General features: G+C 59.4%; 1 protein-coding gene. It reads right to left on the bottom strand.

The window, feature by feature from the left end; translation table 11 throughout:
- A partial coding sequence (locus tag C5471_RS23700; RefSeq protein ID WP_207627464.1) for a hemagglutinin repeat-containing protein occupies nt 1-411 on the bottom strand: 411 nt, incomplete at both ends.

Here is a 411-nt window from a genome sequence, read left to right as displayed (position 1 = left end):
GGCCCACGGTGGCACTGGCTCCGGCACTGGCGTTCTGCTGCTGACTGTCATAGCGGTTGCTGTCTTGTTCGCTACTGAGCGTCAGGTGACGTTTCACCTCGGCGGTTATCTGTTCGCCGCTGACCTGAGCGCCTTTTAGCGAGGTGTCCCGGCCACTGTTCAGCTCGACGGTCTGTCCTGCCTGTAACGTGGTGTTATTGTGACTGACACTGTTGCCATTTTCATGGCCTTTGCCCCGACTGACATTGGCTGAGACATTCAGGCCGGTGCCCCCCGGTCCCGCAGTCAGGCCCACGCCCAGCGAGCTGCCGTGGCGGCTGTTTTTGCCAGTGGTCTGCTCACTGTTCTGGCTGGAGGAGAGCTGAATATCCCGGTTAGCATTCAGTTGCAGGTCTTTACCCGCCTGTAACT

Origin of the sequence: Photorhabdus tasmaniensis (genome assembly GCF_011189505.1) — a bacterium.
GTDB lineage: Bacteria > Pseudomonadota > Gammaproteobacteria > Enterobacterales > Enterobacteriaceae > Photorhabdus > Photorhabdus tasmaniensis.
This window is presented reverse-complemented; position numbering and strand designations above follow the sequence as displayed.